The sequence below is a fragment of the Streptomyces sp. NPDC050988 genome (genome assembly GCF_044456225.1).
Lineage (GTDB): Bacteria > Actinomycetota > Actinomycetes > Streptomycetales > Streptomycetaceae > Streptomyces.
This window is the reverse complement of sequence record NZ_JBITFQ010000032.1, coordinates 16,967-34,147: the sequence shown is the minus strand read 5'-3', so window position 1 is coordinate 34,147 and position 17,181 is coordinate 16,967. Positions and strand designations below refer to the sequence as shown.

Annotated in this window: 14 protein-coding genes; 8 read left to right on the top strand and 6 right to left on the bottom strand. The window is 71.3% G+C overall.

Annotated elements, in window-relative coordinates; genetic code table 11:
- Window positions 1-144: 144 nt before the first annotated feature.
- Window positions 145-933: a ferritin-like domain-containing protein gene (locus ACIBEI_RS40685; RefSeq protein ID WP_398895782.1), complete on the top strand. Its 789-nt coding sequence runs from the start codon at window positions 145-147 to the stop codon at window positions 931-933.
- Between the two features lie 64 nt (window positions 934-997).
- On the opposite strand, the gene corA is transcribed toward ACIBEI_RS40685, so the two are convergent.
- On the bottom strand, window positions 998-1,996 hold the full coding sequence (corA, locus tag ACIBEI_RS40680; protein ID WP_398895781.1) for a magnesium/cobalt transporter CorA: 999 nt from the start codon (window positions 1,994-1,996) through the stop codon (window positions 998-1,000).
- A 290-nt stretch (window positions 1,997-2,286) separates the two neighbouring features.
- Between corA and ACIBEI_RS40675 the strand changes: the two genes are divergently transcribed.
- The 6 genes from ACIBEI_RS40675 to ACIBEI_RS40650 all read left to right on the top strand — a co-directional run bounded on the left by ACIBEI_RS40675 (window position 2,287) and on the right by ACIBEI_RS40650 (window position 8,220).
- Window positions 2,287-2,973 (top strand): histidine phosphatase family protein, encoded by a 687-nt coding sequence (locus ACIBEI_RS40675; RefSeq protein ID WP_055613324.1) that lies wholly within the window; start codon window positions 2,287-2,289, stop codon window positions 2,971-2,973.
- Between the two features lie 103 nt (window positions 2,974-3,076).
- Window positions 3,077-3,667: a DUF3090 domain-containing protein gene (locus ACIBEI_RS40670; RefSeq protein WP_055613325.1), complete on the top strand. Its 591-nt coding sequence runs from the start codon at window positions 3,077-3,079 to the stop codon at window positions 3,665-3,667.
- Window positions 3,631-4,446, top strand: a complete 816-nt coding sequence (locus ACIBEI_RS40665) for an SCO1664 family protein (RefSeq protein WP_398895780.1) — start codon at window positions 3,631-3,633, stop codon at window positions 4,444-4,446. Before ACIBEI_RS40670 ends, ACIBEI_RS40665 begins: the two co-directional genes overlap by 37 nt.
- A gap of 100 nt (window positions 4,447-4,546) precedes the next feature.
- The gene (gene mshC, locus ACIBEI_RS40660) at window positions 4,547-5,776 is read left to right on the top strand and encodes a cysteine--1-D-myo-inosityl 2-amino-2-deoxy-alpha-D-glucopyranoside ligase (protein ID WP_398895779.1); all 1,230 of its coding nucleotides are present in this window, start codon (window positions 4,547-4,549) and stop codon (window positions 5,774-5,776) included.
- Between the two features lie 312 nt (window positions 5,777-6,088).
- Window positions 6,089-7,045 carry a superoxide dismutase gene (locus ACIBEI_RS40655; RefSeq protein WP_398895778.1) on the top strand — a complete coding sequence of 319 codons (957 nt, stop codon included), beginning with the start codon at window positions 6,089-6,091 and terminating at the stop codon, window positions 7,043-7,045.
- Window positions 7,046-7,218: 173 nt separating this feature from the next.
- Window positions 7,219-8,220, top strand: coding sequence for an SMP-30/gluconolactonase/LRE family protein (locus tag ACIBEI_RS40650; RefSeq protein ID WP_398895776.1), 1,002 nt, complete (start codon window positions 7,219-7,221; stop codon window positions 8,218-8,220).
- An 87-nt stretch (window positions 8,221-8,307) separates the two neighbouring features.
- On the opposite strand, the gene ACIBEI_RS40645 is transcribed toward ACIBEI_RS40650, so the two are convergent.
- Complete coding sequence (locus ACIBEI_RS40645; protein WP_398895775.1) at window positions 8,308-9,552, bottom strand: PAC2 family protein; 1,245 nt, start codon at window positions 9,550-9,552, stop codon at window positions 8,308-8,310.
- 440 nt (window positions 9,553-9,992) lie between these two features.
- Here ACIBEI_RS40645 and ACIBEI_RS40640 point away from each other — a divergent pair, with 440 nt between their 5' ends.
- Window positions 9,993-12,563 carry an NACHT domain-containing protein gene (locus tag ACIBEI_RS40640; protein WP_398895774.1) on the top strand — a complete coding sequence of 857 codons (2,571 nt, stop codon included), beginning with the start codon at window positions 9,993-9,995 and terminating at the stop codon, window positions 12,561-12,563.
- Here the strand turns inward: ACIBEI_RS40640 and ACIBEI_RS40635 are convergent.
- The 4 genes from ACIBEI_RS40635 to ACIBEI_RS40620 all read right to left on the bottom strand — a co-directional run bounded on the left by ACIBEI_RS40635 (window position 12,469) and on the right by ACIBEI_RS40620 (window position 17,174).
- Window positions 12,469-13,140: a FadR/GntR family transcriptional regulator gene (locus ACIBEI_RS40635; RefSeq protein ID WP_269650917.1), complete on the bottom strand. Its 672-nt coding sequence runs from the start codon at window positions 13,138-13,140 to the stop codon at window positions 12,469-12,471. The genes ACIBEI_RS40640 and ACIBEI_RS40635 overlap by 95 nt on opposite strands.
- Before the next feature lie 97 nt (window positions 13,141-13,237).
- A complete protein-coding gene (locus tag ACIBEI_RS40630) occupies window positions 13,238-14,572 on the bottom strand; it encodes an amidohydrolase (protein WP_398895772.1) in 1,335 nt (444 codons plus the stop codon).
- Complete coding sequence (locus ACIBEI_RS40625; protein ID WP_398895770.1) at window positions 14,569-15,321, bottom strand: nucleoside phosphorylase; 753 nt, start codon at window positions 15,319-15,321, stop codon at window positions 14,569-14,571. Before ACIBEI_RS40625 ends, ACIBEI_RS40630 begins: the two co-directional genes overlap by 4 nt.
- A 227-nt stretch (window positions 15,322-15,548) precedes the next feature.
- Window positions 15,549-17,174, bottom strand: a complete 1,626-nt coding sequence (locus ACIBEI_RS40620; RefSeq protein WP_398895769.1) for an FAD-dependent oxidoreductase — start codon at window positions 17,172-17,174, stop codon at window positions 15,549-15,551.
- Window positions 17,175-17,181: the final 7 nt, after the last annotated feature.

Genomic DNA, 17,181 nt, shown 5'->3' with positions numbered 1-17,181 from the left:
TCGGTTACGCGCCTCTCATACCCCTCGCGTCCACCGTTCGGCGGAATTGTCCGACACAGGTGTTGCCGCGCCCCTGGCTGCGCATTTGACTCGTTCTTTGCGGAGTCCCGCACGGAGGCGGGAGCTCGCATGGAGGTGGCACACATGCTTTCGGCCAAGAGTCTTTTCCAGGAGATCGTCGACAACGACGAGTCGTTCCGGCTCTTCTGTTCCATCGCCGCCAGCGGGGAGACCCAGGGAGGCTGGGAGAACGCGCGGATCGCGGCTCTCGTCCCGGAGAGCGAACGCGCCCTCGCACCCAAGATCACCCGGCACGGCGCCGACGAGGACAAGCACGGGCGGATCTTCAACGCGCTGATGAAGAAGCGGGGCGTCACACCCGTGGAGGTCCCGCCCGAGACCGACTACACGATGCTCCTGGAGAAGCACGGCATCGGCCTCGCCCACGACAAGCTCAAGCGCGACGAGCCGCTCACCGTGCAGGACATCGTCACCTACCTCTCCCACAGCAGGGTCACCGAGCAGCGCGCCGCGGACCAGATGGTGATGCTGCGCAAGGACTTCGGGGACCACCCGGAGATCGGCAAGGCCGTGCGGATGATCTCCAACGACGAGGACAACCACCTCGCGTACTGCCACGAGGAACTGCTCCGTTTCGCGGCCGCGGGCCACGGCCGGACCATCCAGCGGACCCTGCGCGAGTGCGCGCTCGCCGAGATCGGCATCTACCGGGACGTCAGCCTCGCCGTGATGGCCCACATGGGGCGCATTCTCGGCTGGTCGAAGCCCAAGGCGGCGGTGCTCGCCGCGGGCATCCACGCCATGTACCTGTACGAGCGGGTCTTCGGCTGGCGGCGCATGGTCTCGCTGACCGTGCCCGAGCGGCGCGACGCCCTGGGCGGCCCGGCCTCGACGGCACCCGAGTTCGCGTGAGCGTGGCCCACGCGCGCGTGCGGCCTCGTACGCGGCACGCGCGCGTGGAGCTCGACGGGCGCGGCTACAGCCAGCCGCGCCGCTTGAACAGCCGGAACAGGAACACTTCCAGCACGGCCATCAGCAGGATGACCGCCGGATAGGCCCACACCCAGTGCAGCTCCGGCATGTGGTCGAAGTTCATGCCGTAGATCCCCGCGATCATCGTGGGGACCGCGGCCATCGCCGCCCACGCGGAGATCTTCCGCATGTCGTCGTTCTGCCGGACGCTCATCTGCGCGAGATGCGCCGACAGCACGTCCGAGACCAGCCGGTCCAGGCCCTCCACCGACTCGTTCACCCGGGTCAGATGGTCGCTGACGTCACGGAAGAAGGGCTGCGCCTTGGCGTGGACGAACGGCACCCCCGGACCGGAGACACCCGATCCCGCGAGGCGGCTCAGCGGCACGGCCAGCGGCCCGGTGGCCCTGCGGAACTCCAGGATCTGCCGCTTGAAGGTGTAGATCCGGGACGCGGTGTACCGGGAGCCGCCGTCGTTCGGCGAGAACACCTCCGCCTCGACCTCCTCCAGGTCGGTCTGCAGCTCGGTCGCCACCTCCAGATAGTGGTCGACGGTGTCGTCGGCGATCGAGTAGAGCACCGCCGTCGGGCCGAGGCGCATCATGTCCGGGTTCTGCTCCAGACGGCGTCGTACGGCCTTGAGAGGCGAGCCCTCACCGTGCCGCACGGTCACCACGAAGGAGTCGCCCAGGAAGATCATGAGTTCCCCGGAGGAGACGGTGTCGCTGTCCGGCTCGTACGTCACCGGCTTGAGCACCACGAACAGGGAGTCGTCGTACACCTCCAGCTTGGGCCGCTGGTGCGCCTTCAGGGCGTCCTCGACCGCCAGCGGATGCAGCCCGAACTCCTCGGTGACGAGATCGAACTCCCGCTCGGTCGGCTCGTACAGCCCGATCCACACGAACGCGTTTCCCGAGGCACGCGCGGCATCCAGGGCGTCCGAGAGGTCCTCCGGGCCCTCCGTCCGGTGCCCGTCGCGGTAGATGGCACAGTCGACGATCACGGAGCGCATTCTTCCGTCGCCAGGGACCCGGCGCACTCGGGCAGCAGCAAAGGGCGTGCTGCGAAAGTCCCTCCCCCAGCCTTCGGCCGGGAGGTGCCCCCAGCCTCGCGACGCCTGGCACGCACTCTCGCCGCACCGGGCGAAAACCCGAGTACGTCCAGTACGAGGGCTTCCGCCCGGCACTCCCCCAGCCTCCGGCCGGGGGGACCCCCAGAGCACGCACCAGACGCCGCGAGGCCGGCCTTCTGGCGGACGACGGGACTTTCGCAGCACGCCCTAGGCTGGGCCGCATGCCCACCTTGATCCTCGTCCGGCACGGACGCTCCACCGCCAACACCGCGGGACTGCTCGCCGGGTGGACGCCCGGCGTGGCCCTCGACGAGCGAGGGGCCGCGCAGGCCGCCGCGCTGCCCGGGCGCCTCGCGGAACTGCCGATCGCGGAGGTCGTCAGCAGCCCCCTGCAACGCTGCCAGGAAACGATTCAGCCGCTCCTGGATGCCCGCCCTGAACTGCGGGTCCACTCCGACGACCGGATCGGGGAGGCCCACTACGGCGACTGGTCCGGGCGCAAGCTCGCCGAGCTGTCGGGCGAGCCGCTGATGGAGGTCGTGCAGGCACACCCCTCCGCCGCCGCCTTCCCGGGCGGCGAGTCGATGCGCGCCATGCAGACCCGGGCCGCCGAGGCGGTACGCGAGTGGAACGCGCGTGTGGAGCGCGATCACGGCGGTGACGCGGTATACCTCATGTGCTCGCACGGCGACATCATCAAGTCTCTTGTCGCGGACGCCCTCGGTCTTCATCTCGACCTCTTCCAACGGATCTCCGTAGAACCGTGTTCCATCACCGCGATCCGTTACACACGACTGCGGCCATTTCTCGTTCGCCTCGGCGACACCGGCGATTTCACGTCGCTCGCGCCGCGCGAGGAACCCCCGGCCGGCGACGCCACGGTCGGGGGCGGTGCGGGCGCACCGTGATCGTCGGCCGCAGTAGGGTGAAGCGGTCGAAGCAGCGCAGCAGTTGTCAGCAGCAGACGCAGTCGACGGCAGAAGCAGTCGATCGATCCAATGGAGACAGGACGTGTCCCGTCAGGTGTTCCTCTACGACCCGCCGGACCGTTTCGTGGCCGGCACGGTCGGGCTGCCCGGGCGCCGTACCTTCTTCCTCCAGGCCTCCTCAGGACCCCGGGTGACCAGTGTGGCCCTGGAGAAGACGCAGGTCGCGGCGCTCGCCGAACGGATGGACGAGCTTCTCGACGAGGTCGTACGGCGTACCGGGGGCAGCGCTCCCGTCCCGGCGATGGCCCCGACGGAGGTCTCCGACACCGCCCCGCTCGAAGCTCCCGTCGAGGAGGAGTTCCGGGTCGGCACCATGGCGCTGGCCTGGGACGGTGACGAGCAGCGCATGATCGTCGAGGCCCAGGCGCTCGTGGAGCTGGACGCCGATTCGGAGGAGGACCTCGCCGAGGCCGAGGAGAGGCTCCTGCAGGACGAGGAGAACGGTCCGCCGATGCTGCGGGTCCGCCTCACCGGCGCCCAGGCGCGAGCCTTCGCCAAGCGTGCCCTCGACGTCGTCAACGCCGGCCGGCCGCCCTGCCCGCTGTGCAGTCTCCCGCTAGACCCGGAAGGACACGTATGTCCGCGCCAGAACGGATACCGCCGCGAAGCGTGACCACGGCCGAGCTGCTCGCCGAGGGCGAGCTGACCGTGCGCGGGCGCATCCGTGAGGCCTCCAACGCGGTGCTGCTGTGCGATGTGACGCACGAGGGACGGAAAGCTTCCTGCGTCTACAAGCCGGTCGCCGGCGAGCGCCCGCTGTGGGACTTCCCCGACGGGAACCTCGCCCAGCGGGAGGTCGCGGCCTACGAGGTGTCCGAGGCGACCGGCTGGGGGCTCGTCCCGACCACGATCCTGCGCGACGGGCCGTACGGCGAGGGCATGTGCCAGCTCTGGATCGACCCGGTGTCCGAGGGCTCGGAGCTGCTCGCGCTGGTCGACGGCGAGGAACCGGGCGAGGGCTGGAAGGCCGTCGGATTCGCCGAGGTCGGAGAGGGGCGCACCGCGCTGCTCGTGCACGCCGACGACGAGCGGCTGCGCAGGCTGGCCGTCCTCGACGTGGTGATCAACAACGGTGACCGCAAGGGCGGGCATCTGCTGCCCGCGCCCGAGGGCCGGCTGTTCGGGATCGACCACGGGGTCACCTTCAACGCCGAGAACAAGCTGCGGACGCTGCTGTGGGGCTGGGCGGGGGAGAAGCTCACCCCCGAGGCCGTCGAGGTCCTGGAGCGGCTCAGGGGCGGCCTGGACGGGGCGCTGGGCGTGCGCCTGGGGGAGCTGATCACCGCGGCCGAACTGAACGCCACGCGCGCGCGTGTGGCCGGTCTGCTCGACTCGGGGCGGCATCCGGAGCCCTCGGGGGAGTGGCCCGCGATCCCGTGGCCGCCCGTCTAGCCGAGGCCGCACACCCCGGATCCGTACGCAAGAGGGCCTTCCCGGCCATCTGGCCTGGTCCGGCTCGTATACGGAACATCCGTCCGGTTAGGCTCAAGGCATGCATGCCTGGCCCGCTTCCGACGTCCCTGCCCTGCCCGGCAAGGGACGCGACCTCCGGATCCACGACACCGCGACCGGTGGTCCCGTGATTCTCGACCCCGGTCCCGTCGCCCGTATCTACGTCTGCGGCATCACTCCGTACGACGCGACCCATCTGGGTCACGCGGCGACCTACAACGCGTTCGACCTCGTTCAGCGCGTGTGGCTCGACACCAAGCGGCAGGTTCACTATGTCCAGAACGTGACGGACGTCGACGATCCGCTGCTGGAGCGCGCCGCGCGGGACAACGTCGACTGGGTCTCCCTGGCCGAGAAGGAGACCACCCTCTTCCGCGAGGACATGACCGCCCTGCGGATGCTGCCCCCGAAGCACTACATCGGCGCCGTCGAGGCCATACCCGGGATCGTCCCGCTGGTCGAGCGACTGCGGGACGCGGGCGCGGCGTACGAACTCGAAGGGGACGTCTACTTCTCCGTCGAGTCCGACCCGCACTTCGGGAAGGTGTCCAACCTGGACGCGGCGGCGATGCGGCTGCTGTCCGCCGAGCGCGGCGGCGACCCGGACCGTCCGGGCAAGAAGAACCCCCTCGACCCGATGCTGTGGATGGCGGCCCGCGAGGGCGAGCCGAGCTGGGACGGCGCCTCGCTCGGGCAGGGCCGGCCCGGCTGGCACATCGAGTGCGTCGCGATCGCCCTCGACCACCTGGGTATGGGCTTCGACGTGCAGGGCGGCGGCTCCGACCTCGCCTTCCCGCACCACGAGATGGGCGCCTCCCACGCGCAGGCGCTGACGGGCGAGTTCCCGATGGCCAAGGCGTACGTGCACGCCGGCATGGTCGCCCTCGACGGCGAGAAGATGTCCAAGTCCAAGGGCAATCTCGTCTTCGTGTCCACGCTCCGGCGGGAGGGAGTGGACCCGGCGGCCATCCGGCTCGCCCTGCTCTCGCACCACTACCGGGCCGACTGGGAGTGGACCGACCAGGTGCTCCAGGACGCCCTCGCGCGCCTCGACCGCTGGCGGGCCGCCGTGTCGCGGCCCGACGGCCCGCCCGCCGAGGCGCTCGTCGAGGAGATGCGCGAGGCCCTCGCGAACGATCTGGACGCACCGGCCGCGCTGGCGGCCGTCGACCGCTGGGCCGCGCTTCAGAGCGAGAGCGGCGGGACCGACGAGGGCGCCCCCGGCGTCGTATCGCGGGCTGTGGACGCCCTGTTGGGCGTGGCGCTGTAGTAGTCGCTGCGGACCGTGCGGACCGTGCGGTTGGTGCGGTTGGTGCGGTCGGTGTAGTCGGCACGGACGCACGAGTCGGAGTGCCATGAGCCGTGCCGGGACCGGGCCTTCGGGGCGCCGCCCGGCACGCTCACGGCGAGGCCTCGGGCCGTGGTCGCCAACTGGGTTTGAGAACAAGTCGCATGGGGTTGGGCGCACAGCTTCCGCTGACGCGGATTTCACGTCGGCCCGATGTAGAACACCTGTTGACTCATTCTTTGCCAGTTGCCGACCTTCGGCCGGTCGAGCGCTGCCGCCACGTAAGGACGCTCCATGTCCCCCTCACTCGACCGTCGAAGGCTGCTCGCTTCGGCCGCCGCACTGGGAGGTGCGGCCCTTCTGGGCGGTACGGCCCAGACGGCCACCGCCCACGCGGACGGACCACGCCCGCTGACCGGATTCCAACTGCCCGACGGCTTCGTGCCGGAGGGCATCGTCATCGGATCGCGCCCGTACGCGTACTTCGGTTCTCTCACCAACGGCGACATCTACCGGGCGAGCCTCGGCACCGGGCGCGGCTCCGTCATCAGCAAGGGCCTGGGCGCCGGCCATGGTGCCGCGGGCCTGCAACTCGACCGGTACGGCCGGCTCTTCGTCGCCGGCGTCGCCAGCGGCGAAGTCCGTACGGTCGACATTCGCACGGGTGGCATCGAGAAGGTGTACACCCCAGGCGGCTTCGTGAACGACGTGATCCTCACCCCGGGCGCCGCCTGGTTCACCGACTCTCTCGACGCGCGGCTCTTCCGGCTCGCCCTCGGCAGACACGGCAGGCCCGGGGAGATGACCACCGTGCCGCTCACCGGCGACTGGGAACAGGGCCCCTCCCGCACCGCCAACGGCATCTGCCGCACCCCCGACGGCAGCGCGCTGCTCATGGTGAACACCTTCGTGAACGGTGGCGTGCTGATGCGTGTCGATCCCCGTACGGGAGCGGCCACCGTCGTGGACCTCGGAGCGTCCGAACTTCCCGGCGGGGACGGCATGTTGCTCCTCGGCCGGACCGTGTACGTCGTTCAGCCCCAGCAGAACCGGATCGACGTGTTCCGGCTGAACAGGGCCGGCACCAAGGGCAAGGCGATCGGGCGGATCACCGACTCGCGCTTCGACATCCCGACGACGGTCGCCGCATGGCAGGACAAGCTGTATCTGCCGAACAACCGGATCGGCAAGGAGCCGACACCGGCCACGGCGGACGACGTGGTGGCGGTGGACCAGCTCCGACAGGCCTAGCCCCGTCCGGCGGGGGCGGTGCGCGTCTGCGTACCGCCCCTTCTGGATCCGCTTCCGGATCCGCTTCTGGATCCGTCCTCCTGACTGCGGAGACGGTTGTCATGTGATGGGGTGGCAGCGTCTGTTGACCGTCGGGCCGGCCCTGCGCCGGCCCGCTCGTGGAAGGACGCACAGTGGCACTCGCAGACCGTTCCTTCGCACGTCGAAGACTCCTCACCACGGCCGCCGCCCTCGGAGGAGCGGCACTTCTGGGCGGCACGGCGCACGCGGCCGAAACGCCGGAGAAGGGACCGCAGCAGGATCCGCGGAAGAATCCACGGAAGGGATCGCAGAAGCACTGGCCGGCCCGGTTCCCGCTGCCCAACGGCTTCCAGCCGGAGGGCATAGCCATCGGCTCCGCCCCGTTCGCGTACTTCGGGTCGCTGGCCAACGGCGACATCTACCGCGCGAGCCTCGCCACCGGGCGCGGCTCCGTCATCAGCAAGGGTCCCGGCGCCGGACACCCCAGCGTGGGACTGAAGGTCGACCGGCACGGCCGGCTGTTCGTCAGCGGCGGGGACGGCGGCGATCTGCGGACCGTCGACGTCCGTACGGGAGAGATCGAGAAGTCGTACGCCGTCGGCGGCACGTTCGTGAACGACGTGATCCTCACGCCGGGCGCCGCCTGGTTCACCGACTCCTTCGCGCCCCAGCTCTACCGGCTCGCGCTCGACCGGCACGGCAGGCCCGGGGCCGTCAGGACCGTACCGCTCGGCGGCGACTGGCAGCAGGGCACGGACTTCACCGCCAACGGGATCGAGCGCACACCGGACGGCAACGCGCTCCTGGTGGTGAACGCCTTCGCCGACGGCGGCACGCTGATGCGGGTCGATCCGCGCACCGGAACGGCCGCCGCGGTCGGCCTCGGCGGAGCCAAGATCCCCAACGGCGACGGGCTGTTGCTGCTCGGCCGGACTCTCTACGTCGTCCAGCAACAGCAGAACGCGATCGACGTGTTCCGGCTGAACTCCACCGGCACCAAGGGCACGGTGATCACCCGGATCACCGACCCGCGCTTCCGGATCCCGACGACGGCCGCGGCGTGGGGCGACCGTCTCTATCTGCCGAACGCGCGCTTCGATGTCGAGCCGACGCCCGACACGGAGTACGACACGGTGGCGGTGCGTCAGGTCTGACGCGCGAGGGGCGGCGCGCCCGACGCGCGCCGCCCCTTCGCCGGGCTGATATCGCCCGGCCGATATCGACCGGGCAGTCTCGCCGAGTCAGTCCTCCGAGGAATCGGAAGAGCCTGGGTCCGAGGATCCGGAGCCTGAACCGGACCCCGATGAGCCGGAGGATTCGGAGGATTCGGAGCCCGAGGATTCGGCGTCCGAAGCGTCCGAGGCCTCCGAGGAGCCGGACGTCCCCTTCGTGCCGGACGACCCCGTCGCACCGGACGCCCCCGACGCGTCGCCTTCGGAGGAGCCCGAGGAGTCCGAGGAGCCCGACGGGTCGGAGATGCCCTCGTCGGAGGTCCCCTCCGTCCCTTCCGTCCCCTCCGCGCCGTCCGTGGCCTCCGGCCGCAGTGGCCTCGGCGGCCGGGCGCGGCCGCCCGGACCGTCCCTGAGGTACGAGGCGGGATCGCCGCTCTCCGTGGCATGGCTGCCGGGCGGCGAAGCCGGACCGCCCCCGTCCCGTCTGCGCAGATACCGCTCGAACTCGCGGGCGATCGCCTCGCCCGACGCCTCCGGCAGCTCGGCGGTGTCCCGGGCCTCCTCCAGCGTCTGTACGTACTCCGCGACCTCGGTGTCCTCGGCGGCCAGTTGGTCCACGCCCAGCTGCCAGGCCCGCGCGTCCTCGGGCAGTTCGCCCAGCGGGATGCGCATGTCGATGAGGTCTTCAAGGCGGTTGAGGAGGGCCAGCGTCGCCTTCGGGTTCGGCGGCTGCGAGACGTAGTGCGGCACGGCGGCCCACAGCGAGACCGCCGGTACTCCCGCGTGCGTGCACGCCTCCTGGAGGATGCCGACGATGCCCGTGGGGCCCTCGTACTTGGTCTCCTCCAGGTCCATCGTGCGGGCCAGGTCCGGATCGGACGTGACGCCGCTGACCGGGACCGGACGGGTGTGCGGGGTGTCGCCGAGGAGGGCGCCCAGGATGACGACCAGCTCGACGCCCAGCTCATGGGCGAAGCCCAGCAGTTCGTTGCAGAACGAACGCCAGCGCATCGACGGCTCGATGCCTCTCACCAGCACCAGGTCCCGCGGCTTGTCACCGCCGACCCGGACCACTGACAACTTTGTCGTCGGCCAGGTGATCTTGCGTACACCGCCGTCCAGCCACACGGTCGGGCGGTTCACCTGGAAGTCGTAGTAGTCCTCGGCGTCGAGCGCCGCGAACACCTCGCCCTTCCACTCCCTGTCCAGATGCGCGACCGCGGTGGAGGCAGCGTCGCCGGCGTCGTTCCAGCCCTCGAACGCGGCCACCATGACCGGGTCGACCAGCTCGGGAACCCCCTCGAGCTCGATCACCCAGCGCCTCCTTCCGACGTGCCCTCGCGTACGCCCCAACCTTACGGCTTGCGCGGGGAGCGACCGCAGCCCCCTGTGTATGGGGGAGTGACCGCATCACTGCCCCGTTCGTCACTTCCGAACACCCCGCGGTCGTCCGAGCCGTCCCGGGCCAACTCCGACCGCGGGCCCGGACGTTGTTTCGAGGTGGCGCCATCTGTCGGACGATCACCAGAGATCCGATGTCCCGGACAGCTCGACGGGACGAGGCCACGCGTGCGGGCGACCGCCATCGGCTGCGAGCGAGACGCAGCGCCGGTGATCTCGTGGTTCGTGAGCGGGGAGCGGCGGGACCGACCAGGAAATTCACCCACTCGTGTGGGGCGGGCGCGGATTCCCTGCCGGGCCCGACGCCGGTACGGAACGCTTTCGCGGGTGATTCGTACGGAACTCTTCGCCGGGTGAGCGGCGTCGCCCCCAGGTCGCGTGTCCGGCGGGCCGGGGCGGTCTATCTGGCGCTGCTGGCCGTCGGAGCGGTGGGAGCGCTGTTGGTCGCCCCGCATCTCGACGACCCGGCGTCGGTGCCGGCCGCGCTGCTGCCGGCCGGGGCCGGGGCCTATCTGGCCTGGAGCACCTACCGGGCCGACAGGACCGAGGCGGCCGGAGCGGAGGAGCCGGGCACCCTCGCCGACCGGCTCGCCATCGCCGTACGACGCCAGTGGGAGGCCGAGGCACAGGTGCGGCGCCTGGAGGATCCGTACCCGCTGCCCGTCGCCTGGCGGGCGGCCGACCCCGACCTCGCGGAGGCGACGGAGCCCGGCCGGCTCGACGGTCGTGACGGGGAACTCGGCGCCGTGTTCACCGAACGTGTCCCGACCCGGCGGCTGCTGGTGCTCGGCGCCCCCGGGGCGGGCAAGACACTGCTGCTCGTACGGCTCCTGCTCTCCCTCATCGAGCGGCGGCAGCCGGGCGATCCGGTGCCCGTCCTCTTCCCGCTCGCCTCCTGGGACCCCGCCGCCCAGGACCTGCGGGGCTGGATGGAGCGGAAACTCGTGCAGGACCATCCGGAGCTGGGTGCGGCCGCGCCCGAGCAGTACGGGCTCCTCACCCGCGCCGGAGTACTGCTGGACCAGCGGCTGGTGCTGCCGGTGCTCGACGGCTTCGACGAACTGCCCGCCGCTGTGGGCGCCACGGCACTGCACGCCATCAACGAAGCCCTGCCGTACGGGTGCGGGCTGGTGCTTTCGAGCCGCCCGGACGAGTACCGGGCGGCGCTCCGGCCGAGGACCGGGGTGCCCGCGAGACTCGCCGGGATGGCCGGCATCCGGCTCGAACCCCTCGGCGGGGCGGACGTCGAGGCCTATCTGCTCCGCGACGCGGGCGGTTCGGACACCCCGGCCGCCGAGCGCTGGCGGCCGGTCGTCGAGGAGCTGGGGACGGACGCGCCGGTGGCCGTGGCGCTGACCCGCCCGCTGATGGTCTCGCTGGCCCGGTCCGTCTACAACCCGCGTCCGGCGGAGGGTCACGAGGAACTGCCGGACCCCGGCGAGCTGGTGGCATGCCCAACGTCGGCCGCGGTGGAACACCATCTCTTCGAGGCGTTCGTCGGGGCGGCGTACCGGCCCCACCCGCGCCGTCCCTGCCGGTGGACGGTCGCGCAGGCGCGCACCGCGCTGCGGTATCTGGCCCGCCACATGGAGCGCGGGCTCGACGGCGCGGCGGAGGTCGCCTGGTGGAAGCTCCATCACGCCGTGCCCAGCGTGTTGCCGCCGGTCCTGGTCGGGGTGCTGCTGGGCGGCCTCGCCTGGCTGGTCGAGGGCGTGGCCATGGAACTGACCCATCGGGCCGCACCGAACCCCGTGTTCCCGACTCACTGGGAGGAGCGCGGCGGGCTCGGCGCGGTGGCGGCGGGCCTCTGCGGAGGTCTGATGTGCGGCCTCGCGGCAACCGTCGTGATCACCCTGCTGTGCGCGGCGGCCGTGGCGCCCGATGTCTCCGCCGAGCTGGTGCTCAACCGCCTGGCCGACGGTGCCGCACTGACGCTCGTCGGAGTGATCATTTCCGGGTTCGCCTTCGGCGGCCGGCCGTACCTGCGCCGGCCCTCCCGCTGGGACCGGCGGGCGCTCCTGACCGGAGTCGCGGCGGCGGTCCTCTACGTACTCGCGTTCGGCAATGCCTGCGGAACGGTCAGCGCGCTCCTCTACGGAGTGGTCGCCGGCGCCGTCGGCGCGGACGGCGTACGCGCGGATCCCGCCTCGCCCGTCACCCGGATCCGCTGGCACTGGAGCCCGCGGGGCATCCTCACCGGGCTGCTGGGCGGCATGCTGATCGGCAGTGGCATCCTGCTGGAGGGCCTGCTCGCGGACGTGCTCTCGGGAGGATCGAGCCGTGAGTACCTCGAACCGGCCGAGCCCGTGGAAGCGTTCTGGGCCGCCGAACAGGTCTCCGTGGTGTACGCGGTGTCCTGCATCCTCGTGCAGGGTCTGCGGACGGTGCCGGTCGACCTCGGCACCTCGGTCGACGGCCGGACCCTCCTCGGCAACGACCGACGCACGCTCGGCACCTGCGTGTTCACCGCGGCGGTGGTCGGCGCCGTGGTGATCGGGACGCAGGGCTGGTGCGCGAAGCTCTGGGGCTCACCCCGCGTGTGGGGAGCGGGCGCGACCGGCCCCGGTCTGTGGATCTACGTCGCCGGGCTGGTCCCCGCCCTGCTGACGGGCCTGGCCATCGGCATCCGCCAGGCGGCCTGGAGCCACTACGCGGTGGCCCGCTGTCATCTGGCCCTGCGCGCGAAGCTGCCCTTCGACCTGATGGCCTTCCTCGCCGACGCCCACGAACACCATGGCGTACTGCGCAGGGTCGGCGCGGTCTACCAGTTCCGCCACATCGAGCTGCAGCACCATCTGGCGGGCCCGGAAGGGGAGTTCACCCCGCCGGTCACAGCGTCGAGCGCAGCCACTGTTCCACGCTCGCGATGTGCACGGTCGCCCAGGAGCGGGCGGCCTCCGCGTCGCGGTCGCGCAGCGCGCTGAGGATCGCGCGGTGCTCGTGGAGGGTCCGGCTGACCGCGTCCTCCTGTGTCAGACCGCGCCAGATGCGGGCGCGGGTCGTGGGACCGGACAAGCCGTCGAGGAGGGAGCAGAGCACCGAGTTGCCCGAGGACTGGACGATGCCCCGGTGGAACTCCAGGTCGCAGGCGACGAGTTCCTCCACCGAGGGCGCACCGCCGAGCGCGTCCAACTGGGCGGTGAGCGCGTCCAGTTGCTGCTCGCTGATCCGAAGCGCCGCCATCGCCGTGGCGGCCGGCTCCAGGATGCGGCGTACCGCGAGGAACTCCAGGACCGTGTCGTCGCGGTGGAAGTCCACGACGAAACTCAGCGCTTCGAGGAGGAGCTGCGGGTCCAGGCTCGTCACGTACGTGCCGTCGCCCTGCCGCACATCCAGGATGCGGATCAGGGACAGTGCCCGCACCGCCTCCCGCAGGGAGTTGCGGGACAGGCCCAGGTCGGCGGCGAGTTCGCTCTCCTTCGGAAGGCGGTCACCGGGGCGCAGTGCGCCGGAGACGATCATTCCCTTGATCTTCTCGATCGCCTCATCGGTGACTGCCATGGCGGGCCTCCCTGTCGATCAGATATGTCGCTCAGACATCCGATGTCTTATTATGCGGCTTCCGTCGCCCCGGCGGGCCCGGCAGTGACGATCACGATCACACAAGGTCGGACGGTGACACGAGGGCCGCCAGATCCGCAAGCGCGGCGGCCTCGTCGAGCGTCGTGAGCGTACGGCCACGCATCAGGACCCGCCCGTCGACGACCGTGTCCCGAACGTCCGAGGCCCGTGCCGAGTACGCCAGCGTCGACCACGGATCGTGGCGCGGCGCCAGATGCGGACCGCCCAGGTCCAGGACGATCAGATCGGCCCGCTTGCCCGCCTCCAGCGAACCCAGGTGGGCGTCGAGGCCCAGCGCGCGGGCGCCCTCGATCGTGGCCATGCGCACCGCCTGCTCGGCGCCCACCGCGGTCGGGTCGCCGGCTGCCTTGTGCACCAGGGCGGCCGTGCCCAGTGCCCGCAGGACGTCCAGCGAGTTGGAGCTGACCGCGCCGTCCGTGCCGAGCCCGACGGTCACTCCCGCGTCCAGCAGCCGGGGCACCGGGGCGATCCCGCAGCCCAGCTTGAGGTTCGACACCGGGCAGTGGGCGACCGAGGTGCCGGTCCGGGCGAGCGCCGCGATCTCGGGGCCGGTCAGGTCCACGGCGTGGGCCAGCAGCAGATCGGGGCCGAGCAGCCCGAGCGAGTCGAGCAACTCCACCGGGCGCTTTCCGTAACGCTCCACGACGGTCGCGACCTCGGCGGCGTTCTCCGCCGCGTGGATGTGCAGCAGCGCGCCGAACTCCCTTGCCAGCGAGGCGATTTCGGTCAGCTGGGCGGGGGAGAGGGTGTAGGCGGAGTGCGCGAAGAGCACGGGACGCGTACCGGGCCGCCGCGCTCGGCCGGCCAGGTCCCGGCGCGCCCACTCCAGCCGGTCCCCGTACGCCATGCCGTCGGGCGGGGTCGGTACGTCCATGAAGGTCGGCCCTGCGTGCAGCCGCCAGCCCGCCTCACGCGCGACCCGCTCGGCCGCCTCGTGGAACCAGTACATGTCGAGCGCCGAGGTCACCCCGGCCCGTACGCTCTCGGCGATCGCGACCCGGACGGCCGCCGCGACGTTCTCCGCCGACAGCAGCTCGCTCTCCCAGCGGATCACCAACTCCAGGAAAGCCTGCAGCGTCACGTCGTCGGCGCGGCCGCGCAGCAGCGTCATCGCCAGATGGGTGTGCGCGTTGACCAGGCCCGGGAGCACCAGACAGCCGGTCGCGTCGAGGGCGTCGACGGCCCGGTAGCGCGCCCGCAGCTCCGCGGCCGGTCCGACCGCGAGGATCTCGCCGTCACGGACTGCCACGGCTCCGACGGGGACAACCGTGCCGGCCCCGTCGACGGTGAGGATGTCGCCGCCGTGCACCAACAGGTCGGCGGGGGCGGCCCGTTGGGCGGGAATGCTCACAGCGCTTCCCCTTCCGCGAGCAGGCGCAGGGCTTCGAGGGCGACCACGCTGCCGCGTGCCACACCCGCGGCGACGACCTCGCGGTGCGGGTCGTAGCCGCTGGTGGTTGCCTGGTCGACGAGTTCGTCCGCGTTCACGCCGTCGATGACGAGTACGCCGCCCGCGGTCAGTCCGCGCAGGGAGGCCGTGACGAGCAGCGCCGACAGCTCCATCTCGATGGCGGCGAGCCCCGCCCCGTCGTACGAGGTCAGGGGTATCAGCCCCGGCTGGAAGGCGGCCCGCGTCCAGACGAAGCCCCGGTGGTGCGGGGCGCCCCGCTCGCGCGCCGCCCGCTGGAGCGCGAGCACGGCCTCGGGCGCCGCCACCGCCGGATACTCGGGCGGCAGCAGCTGCTGGGTCACTCCGTCGTCGCGTACGGCCGCCTCCGCTATCACCAGATCGCCGTCACGGATCCCGGGCCGCATCGCACCCGCCGTGCCGAACCGCAGGATCGTGCGCACCCCCGCGTCGGCCAGCTCCTGGAAGAGCAGAATCGCGCCGGGCCCGCCGACACCGTGCGAGGCGACGACGACCGGCAGCCCCTTCCAACTCCCGCTGAACACACGGTATTCACGGTGGTACGAGACCTCCTGCGCACCATCGAGCAGCGCGGCGACGGCTGCGGCACGCGCCGGGTCTCCGACCACGACGGCGTGCGGAGGCAGCCCGGTGTGGGGCAGGCGTGCCACGGGTGTCAGGTCCCGCGTCATGAAACAGCTCCAGATGCTGACGATGCGTCAAATGTGCCGTACATACTGGAGATCGTACGAAGCGTCGCGCCGGACGCTGGCATCGGAGGGCCGGAGGCCCGCACCGAAGGGCGCCGGAGTGCGCCGGAGGTGTGGACCGAACGGCCGGGCGCACACGGCGAAGGGCGGCCGCCTTCCGGCAGCCGCCCCTCAACTCGTCGCGGACGTCTACTTCTTGCTACTTCTTGTTACTTCTTGTCGAGCAGGTCCTGCACCCTGCTCCGCACCTCGTCCGTCGCGAGGCCGCGGATCGTCAGCGTCGTACGGCGGCGCAGCACGTCGTCCGCCGTCTCGGCCCACTCGTTGTCGCGCGCGTACACGACCTGTGCCCAGATCTCGGGCGCGTCCGGGTGGACGCGCTCGGCCAGCTCCGGGTTGTCGTTGGCCAGCCGAGCGATGTCGAAGGCCAGCGAGCCGTAGTGCGTGGAGAGGTGCCTGGCGGTGTCGGCGCCCATCCGCGGGCCGGGGGCCGGACCGTCGACCAGGAGCCGGTGCGCGACCGCGCGCGGGTTGGCGACACCCGGCAGCGGCAGCTTCTTCGGCAGTTCGGAGATCGGCTCGAAGTCCTCGCCGAGCGGGCGGCCCGGCAGCGACTCCAGCTTCTTCATGACGGTCCGGCCGATGTGCCGGAAGGTCGTCCACTTGCCGCCCGCGACGGACAGCATGCCGCCCCGGCCCTCGGTGACGACCGTCTCTCGCTTGGCCTTCGACGTGTCGCCGGGACCGCCCGGCAGCACCCGCAGACCCGCGAAGGAGTACGTGATCAGGTCACGGGACAACTGCTGGTCGCGGATGGAGAACGCGGCCTCGTCGAGGATCTGGGATATGTCCTTCTCGTTGACCGAGACGTCCGCCGGGTCGCCCTCGTACGCCTCGTCGGTCGTGCCGAGCAGCAGCATGTCCTCCCAGGGGAGGGCAAAGGTGATGCGGTACTTGTCGATCGGGGTGGCCAGCGCGGCCTTCCAGGGGGAGGTGCGCCTGAGGACCAGGTGCGCGCCCTTCGACAGGCGGATGGACGGCGCCGCGTGCTCGTCCTCCATCTTCCGCAGGTGGTCGACCCACGGCCCGGTCGCGTTCAGCACGAGACGGGCCGACACGTCGAACTCCTCGCCGGAGAGCCGGTCCCTGAGTTCCGCGCCGGTGACCCGGCCCCGGGTGAAGCGCAGACCCGTGACCTCGGCGTGGTTGAGCACGGTGGCACCGGACTCGACGGCCCCGCGGACCGTCATCAGCGCCATCCGGGAGTCGTTCATCTGGTCGTCGCCGTACACGGCCACGGCCTTGAGGTTGTCCGTACGCAGCTCGGGCACGTCCTGCGCGGCCTTCGACGGCGAGAGCAGATGCCCCACGCCGTCACCGAAGGCCGACAGCGCCGAGTACGCGAAGACACCCGCGCCCAGCTTCGCCGCGCCGTGCGGCCCGCCCTTGTACACGGGGAGGTAGAACGTGAGCGGATTCGCCAGGTGGGGGGCCACCTGACGGGAGACCGCACGGCGCTCGAAGTGGTTCTCCGCCACCAGCTTCACCGCGCCGGTCTGCAGATAGCGCAGACCGCCGTGGAGCAGCTTGGAGGAGGCGGAGGAGGTCGCGCCGGCGAAGTCGCCGGCGTCGACCAGGGCCACCCGCAGGCCCGACTGTGCGGCATGCCAGGCGGTGGAGATGCCCAGAATCCCGCCACCGATCACCAGGAGGTCGTATGCCGCCTTGGACAGCTGCTCCCGGGTCTCGGCGCGGCTCACCGCCTTGAAACCGTAGGCGGCGGAGCCGTTGGCCGGGTGCGTCCCAAGAGCCGGGACACTCTGCAGGGTGGTCATCGCGAAT